1 protein-coding gene is annotated in these 935 nt (G+C 47.5%); it reads left to right on the top strand.

Annotation, left to right across the window (positions count from 1 at the left end):
* Positions 1 to 935 (top strand): ATP-binding protein (locus R7Z77_RS24400; protein ID WP_318136936.1); only part of this gene is annotated, 935 nt, incomplete at both ends.

Raw genomic sequence — 935 nt, 5'->3', positions numbered from 1 at the left:
AGTACAAGTCATCCTACATGCTGACCAATCACTAGAAGTGATCGATGATGGTCGAGGCATGTCTGTTGATATCCACCCTGAAGAGAAAGTATCTGGTGTTGAGCTGATCTTATGTAAGCTCCATGCGGGTGGTAAATTCTCCAACAAAAACTACCAGTTTTCAGGTGGTTTGCACGGTGTAGGTATCTCAGTAGTAAACGCGCTGTCTAAGCGAGTTGAAGTGACGGTACGTCGTGATGGTCAAGTGTACGAAATTGCTTTTGAGCACGGTGACAAAGTATCAGACCTTACTGTAACGGGCACATGTGGTCGCCGCAATCGCGGTACTAGCGTGCACTTTTGGCCGGATGCGAAGTATTTCGATTCAGCTAACTTCTCTGTAACTCGTTTGGTGAACAACCTACGAGCGAAAGCGGTACTTTGCCCAGGGCTAGAAATTACGTTTACCGATAAAGTAAACAACAAAGACTACCAGTGGTACTACGAAGATGGTTTGAAAGACTATCTAGCCGAAGGCGTAAAAGGTTACCCAGTACTACCAGAAGAACCGTTTACTGGGGAGTTTTCTGCAGACACAGAAGCAGCAAACTGGGCAGTAATCTGGCAGCCAGAAGGCGGCGAGATGATCACCGAAAGTTACGTGAACCTTATCCCAACAGCTCAGGGTGGTACACACGTAAATGGTCTTCGCCAAGGTTTGTTGGATGCGATGCGTGAGTTCTGTGAATTCCGCAACTTGCTACCACGTGGTGTGAAGCTAACGGGCGATGATGTTTTCGACCGTTGTTCGTACGTGTTGTCGGTTAAGATCCAAGATCCACAGTTTGCTGGTCAGACTAAAGAGCGTCTCTCTTCGCGTCAAACCGCTGCGTTTGTCTCTGGTGTGGTAAAAGATGCATTCAGTCTGTGGCTAAACGAAAAGCCTCAACTTGCAG

The sequence above is a fragment of the Vibrio sp. 1401 genome (assembly GCF_033340295.1).
The sequence above is the reverse complement of the archived record's forward strand: the minus strand, read 5'-3'. Positions and strand labels throughout refer to the sequence as shown.